Origin of the sequence: Streptococcus sanguinis SK49 (genome assembly GCF_000212815.1) — a bacterium.
Taxonomy (GTDB): Bacteria; Bacillota; Bacilli; order Lactobacillales; family Streptococcaceae; genus Streptococcus; species Streptococcus sanguinis_C.
Genome location: NZ_GL890986.1, coordinates 461,953 through 468,288, shown reverse-complemented (window position 1 = coordinate 468,288; position 6,336 = coordinate 461,953). Strand labels below are relative to the sequence as shown.

The following is a 6,336-nucleotide window of genomic DNA, read 5'->3' as shown; positions in this document are numbered from 1 at the left end:
TCCGGGTTATTTCCCTACTTCTATATTAGATATAGTGTAAAAGACCAGGTATTCATTGCTGATTATGTGGTTACTTACTCTTCTTTGTATTTCTTGTTTCCCTGGTTTGTTCCGGGGCTTTTTTGTTCCTACATGCTCTTAAATTTTATAAATATAAATATAATTATATTTATAAACATATTGACAAATATAATTATAATGGTATAATGGAAGTATAGAAAATAACAGGGAGATAGATAGATGGCAGAAGAACATCATTGTAAATTTTGCGGCTGCACTTGGAACAATGCTTGCTATACTCCAGACAAAGGAGCTTGCTGGTGGGTAGACGATGAAGAAACGATCTGCAGTCATTGTTATTATAGATGGAATGGAGAAACAGAATGAAAATTATTACATTTGCCGCTATTAAGGGCGGTGTTGGTAAAACAACTTTAACTTTTAACTATGCTGAATGGCTTGCCAAGAAAGGTCAGAAAGTGCTTTTGATTGATCTAGATCATCAGTGCAATTTGACGCAGTGTTACAATATCTACGAGAGTAAGAATACCATTGCTAATGCTTTCAAAGGCGGTGACGTGGATATTAAGCAGGTCAAAGAAAATATCAGTCTTATTCCTGGTTCCGTTCAGCTAGACACTGTGGAGAGGGATCTAGAGAATAGCGACAAGAAAAATATGCTTCTCTATCTATGGTTAGAAGATAACTATGAGAAGAAAGACCTAGAACAGTTTGATTATATCTTGATTGACTGTAGGCCGGACTTTGCAACTGCAACTAAAAATGCAGTTGCAGTTAGTCATGCCATTGTCAGTCCGCTGACTCCTTCTGAGTTTGGCTACAATGCCAAATTTAACCTTTCAAGTCGTCTAGAGGCTTTCCGAAAGGATGTGATTGATTATCGCACTAGAGAGTCTTATATAACGGCTGAACTGTATTTTCTGGCTAATATGATTCGTCCAAACTATGGCTCTTCCAGAGAGCTTCTAGAAGCTTTAGGGTTGGAGGCTAAAGAAAAAGGAACTGATAACCTTTTGGGAATTGTTCCAGCAAAAGAGTTGTTCAATCATTCAACAATCGATAAAGTCTCTATTGCAGATATGAAGGAAAATCCAGAACTCTATCAAAAACATAAGAAATTCTTTGACGAGCTAGAGCAGACTTTCTCAAAAATTTATGATACAATATAATTATATTTATAAATACAAATATAAACATAAATATAATTTATAAAGGAGATATAGATGGCATTTGAACGTAAAGAAAAGGAAATCTCGCAGTTGATTGAGAAAACGAATCAGCCGACTCCTCAGCCGGTTTTCGCTCCTGATATGAGTAATTTTGAACGGAAGAAGCAATATCAGTTCACTTTGAAGCCGAGCAATAGAGAGAAGTTGGATCAACTTTCAAAATCTGCAGGGGCTCGATCAGCCTCCGACTATTTAGATAAGCTAATAGAAAACTTGAGTTAATTTATAATTATAATTATAAATATAAATAATTAAAGGAGAACTAACATATGAACAATTCACAACGCAATGCAAGGCTTATTGAAGTTACAAATAACGAGAGTTTAAGTCGAAAAATTTTGGCTGAGTCAAACGAACGAGAACTAGATGTCCTAGACTTGGCTCTACAAGAGCCAGAGAATAAACTCCTATTCATTGGTTCAACTGATTACTACAGTATATGTCGAATTAATAAAGAATCTCAAGCATCTTCCAAAGTAATTGTTCTGGACTATATATCAGGTATGAGCCCAATGAATTGGGGCGAGAAATTATACAAAGAGGCAGTTCAAAAATATGGACTAGATGATTACTCCCTCTACATGAGAAATACTCTGGCAGGACGTGAAGAATTACTCCCTTTAGACTTTTAACCCTGACTTATAAAGCAATATTCTAGTCATAATCAAAAAATATTTTCTGGCCTTTCTAACTGAAAGGTCTTTTTTGTCATTTCCGGGATAAAAAATGACATTTCAGAGGTGTGCTACTCCAAAATATTTGGTACATGGTAAACTTTTTTTAACAATTGAAGGAGGAAAGAGATGCTGAGAAAATTGAAAAACTGGCATAAAAAATATTTTGGAGTTGGTAGTACCTTTTATCGTAAAATAGCCTACTTTGAAAGCTGGCTATATGATGCGATTGTTTCCAAACTATTCTAAAGTTTGTGTTATACTGATTGTGAGGTGGTAACCCTAACAACTATCTCTTGCCTGGCCTGTTGGTCAGGCTCTTTTTTTATCATGGACTTGAAAATTTTACCAAAAAACAATAATATAATACCTAAGTTTTAGAAAGGGGTTAGCTTATGGGTGTGACTGTCCTGGATGAAAGAAAATTTTTAGCAGATTTGAGAAAGCAGAATGAAGAAGCCTTCCTGAAGGCTGTAACTCGATATGATGATCAGGTTGCCACGTCTATGCGTGCCAGGGGCTACAAATTGAAAAATAGATCAGCCCGTACAGTTGCTTTTATCTTTGGGGAAATTTGCTTTGAAAGAAACCGCTGGTACAAAAAGGGAACCTGCAAGGTGCCAGTGGATGAATGGCTTGGCCTTGAGAAACACAGCCGTTTCAGCATGGAGCTGATTTATCAAATTAACCAGATTTCAACGTGCACTTCCTATCGCAAAACAGCTGATTTGATAGAGTTCATGACTGGTATCAATCTAACAAAAGATACTGTCCTGAAAGCTGTTAAGCGTGCTGCAGCACTCAAGAAGGAGCAAGAAGAATATGATCTCTTGTCTCTTCCGGAAGTTACAGAGGAAAACAAAAAAAGCCCTGAGAGGCTCTACATTGAAGGTGATGGAGTCTGGGTAAAAACACGATCTAAACAAGGAGAGGAAGCCAAATATAGCAATATCTCTCATTATGTCGTACATACAGGAAGCGAGCAGATCGGCCAGTCCAAACGCAGACAGTTAAAAAATAAAAAGAACGTACTTTCTTTATCTGGTAGCAAAGCCAAAGATCAGGTATTAGATTATGTTCATCAGACCTATAAAACAGGAAAGGGAACAACCCTGATTACTAACTCTGATGGCGGTCCGGGTTATGGAGGCAGAGTTTTCAAGGATTTTGCGGCCGCTTTTAAAGTTCAAAGACATGAGCATTTCTGGGATCCGTACCATTTGCAGCAAGAGATTGAAAAGAATTATAAAGCGCAGCCAGAAGAGATAAAAGAACTCTTGAAACAGGCTATTTATCAGCATGACTTTGATCTTCTTCAAACAGCCATCGACACGACAGAAAGTCTAATTGAGGACGAGGAAGAACAGGCTACTTTTCAGGACTTTGCCAGAAGGCTGAAGCGTAATTTTAGTTATACTAAGCCTGCCTCACTTCGTAATCTCCCGAAGAAGGGTATTGGGGTGATGGAGTCACAGCACCGGCGCCTTACTTACAGAATGAAAAACCAGGGAATGATCTGGAGTTTAGAGGGGGCTGAGATTATGGCTAATATGATATTAGCTGTAGAAGAAGGTACCCTGAGAGAGTTGTTTTTCGGTGACTGGCGGAAAGCATCCCAAAAAATGAAAGGGTTAGATAAGGTTTCTGGAGGGAAAGTAAGAAAATACATGAACCATTTGGACAGTCTAAAGCGGAATTTTCAGATTGGAGAGGGAAGAAAGGCACATAAAGCTCGACGTCAAAGTCATAAAAAAGGTGCTACTATCCTAAGATAATCAAACAGTCCTGTATAGTTCTTCTGGGGTTGAAAACTCTAGGGTTTATTTGACATGCCGTCATCATTTTTCTGTTGACATCGCTTGAAATTAGTTGTATAATTATAGCAATAAGAAACAAAAAAAGAGGCAAGGTGTTAGCGCACCCGCCTCCACCGAGTAAACAAGTACAGTTGTGTTACTCAGTCTTTAATCTAGTTTACAGCATAAAGTAGAGAATGTCAAGGCTGAAGTGAACGATTGTATACGTTTGCATCTCATTTCCTTGAATTTCTGCTATTTTTTTATCTTCTCAAAAATTGAGACACATACTGAACCGTCTTCTAGGTTTTCATATCGGGCTAAAAGTGATAAAATAGTAGGCAGGAATTGGAGAGACGAGATGCCAAAAGAAGTGAATTTGACGGGCGATCAGGTATTGGCCCTTACGAGAAAATATCTGGCTGCGGAGGATGTGGCCTTTATACAGAAAGCTCTGATCTATGCGATTGACTGTCACAGTGGGCAGTTTCGTAGGTCGGGTGAGCCTTATATCGTGCATCCTATTCAGGTGGCAGGGATTTTGGCCACACTCAAGCTAGATGCGGTAACGGTTGCCTGCGGCTTCCTGCATGATGTGGTTGAGGATACCCGTGCGACGCTGGATGATTTGGAAAGAGAGTTTGGGACGGATGTGCGCGTGATTGTGGATGGGGTTACCAAGCTGGGTAAGGTCAAATACAAATCTCACGAGGAGCAGCTGGCAGAAAATCACCGTAAGATGCTGATGGCCATGTCAGAGGATATCCGGGTTATTTTGGTCAAACTGGCAGACCGTCTCCACAATATGCGGACGCTCAAGCATCTGCGCAAGGATAAGCAGGAGAGGATTTCCCGAGAAACAATGGAAATCTACGCACCCTTGGCTCACCGCCTGGGGATTTCCAGTGTCAAGTGGGAACTAGAAGATTTGTCTTTCCGTTATCTCAATGAAGTGGAATTTTACAAAATTTCCCACATGATGAAGGAGAAGCGTCGGGAGCGTGAAGAACTGGTAGAAGAGGTGGTTCAGAAGATTGAGACCTATGCTTGCGAGCGCAATCTGCACGGTAAGATTTATGGCCGGCCCAAGCATATCTACTCGATCTATCGCAAGATGCAGGACAAGAAGAAACGTTTTGATGAGATTTATGATTTAATCGCTATTCGCTGTATCTTGGATACTCAAAGTGATGTTTATGCTATGCTGGGCTACATTCATGAGCTTTGGCGGCCGATGCCGGGGCGGTTCAAGGATTATATTGCCAATCGCAAGGCCAATGGTTACCAGTCTATCCATACGACCGTTTATGGCCCCAAAGGTCCGATTGAGTTTCAGATTCGGACCAAGGAAATGCATGAGGTCGCTGAGTATGGGGTTGCGGCTCACTGGGCTTACAAGAAAGGGGTCAAGGGACAGGTAGACAGCAAAGAATCAGCTATCGGGATGAACTGGATCAAGGAGCTGATGGAGCTGCAAGACCAGTCTAACAATGCCAAGGACTTCGTTGACTCGGTCAAGGAGAGCTATCTGGCTGAGGAAATCTACGTCTTCACACCGGATGGAGCAGTGCGCTCTCTGCCTAAGGACTCGGGCCCGATTGACTTTGCCTATGAGATCCATACCAAGGTCGGTGAGAAAGCCACAGGAGCCAAGGTCAATGGCCGCATGGTGCCCCTGACAACCAAGCTCAGGACAGGGGATCAGGTGGAAATCATCACCAATGCTAACTCCTTCGGACCGAGCCGCGACTGGCTCAATATTGTCAAGACTAGCAAGGCCAGAAATAAAATCCGTCAGTTCTTTAAAAATCAAGACAAGGAGCTGTCTATCTCCAAAGGGCGGGAGCTCTTGCAGGCTCAATTCCAAGAGCATGGCTATGTAGCTAATAAGTACATGGACAAGAAGCACATGGAAGAAGTGCTGCAGAAGACAAGTTATAAGACTGAAGAGGCGCTTTTTGCGGCGATTGGCTTCGGTGAGATTGGTGCCATTAGTATTTTCAATCGTTTGACAGAAAAAGAGCGCCGTGAGGAAGAGCGGGCCAAGGCCAGAGCAGAAGCAGAGGAATTGGTTAAGGGCGGCGAGGTCAAGGTCGAAAACAAAAAAGACACCCTCAAGGTCAAGCACGAAGGCGGTGTAGTCATTCAGGGGGCGTCTGGCCTCCTCATCCGGATTGCCAAGTGCTGTAATCCTGTACCGGGTGATGATATTGTCGGCTATATTACCAAAGGACGCGGTGTAGCCATTCACCGGCAGGACTGCATGAATCTCAAGGCTCAGGAAAATTACGAGCAGCGGCTGATTGATGTGGAATGGGAAGACAACAACACGACCAAAGAGTACACGGCTCACATTGATATATACGGTCTCAACCGGTCTGGTCTCCTCAATGATGTGTTGCAGGTTCTGTCTAATACCACCAAAAATATTTCAACAGTCAATGCCCAGCCGACCAAGGATATGAAATTTGCTAATATCCACGTTTCTTTTGGTATTGCGAACCTGTCCATGCTGACGACGGTGGTGGATAAAATCAAAAGCGTGCCGGAGGTCTACTCGGTCAAGCGGACTAATGGCTGATTCTTTTCGGAAATCATTATTGAGCTGTAAGTTAC

General features: G+C 41.7%; 5 protein-coding genes. All 5 read left to right on the top strand.

Translation table 11 applies throughout. The annotated features are described in order from the left end of the window. Positions 1-383: 383 nt before the first annotated feature. The 5 genes from HMPREF9380_RS01090 to HMPREF9380_RS01110 all read left to right on the top strand — a co-directional run bounded on the left by HMPREF9380_RS01090 (position 384) and on the right by HMPREF9380_RS01110 (position 6,301). Positions 384-1,190 carry a ParA family protein gene (locus HMPREF9380_RS01090; RefSeq protein WP_032907754.1) on the top strand — a complete coding sequence of 269 codons (807 nt, stop codon included), beginning with the start codon at positions 384-386 and terminating at the stop codon, positions 1,188-1,190. Positions 1,191-1,244: 54 nt separating this feature from the next. Continuing rightward, positions 1,245-1,472 (top strand): hypothetical protein, encoded by a 228-nt coding sequence (locus tag HMPREF9380_RS01095; protein ID WP_004193596.1) that lies wholly within the window; start codon positions 1,245-1,247, stop codon positions 1,470-1,472. Positions 1,473-1,519: 47 nt separating this feature from the next. Then, positions 1,520-1,882: a hypothetical protein gene (locus HMPREF9380_RS01100; RefSeq protein ID WP_004193594.1), complete on the top strand. Its 363-nt coding sequence runs from the start codon at positions 1,520-1,522 to the stop codon at positions 1,880-1,882. A 437-nt stretch (positions 1,883-2,319) separates the two neighbouring features. Further along, entirely contained in the window at positions 2,320-3,699 is a 1,380-nt protein-coding gene (locus HMPREF9380_RS01105) for an ISLre2 family transposase (RefSeq protein ID WP_004193591.1), read from the top strand. 382 nt (positions 3,700-4,081) lie between these two features. Next, on the top strand, positions 4,082-6,301 hold the full coding sequence (locus tag HMPREF9380_RS01110) for a RelA/SpoT family protein (protein WP_002907401.1): 2,220 nt from the start codon (positions 4,082-4,084) through the stop codon (positions 6,299-6,301). Positions 6,302-6,336 lie beyond the last annotated feature (35 nt).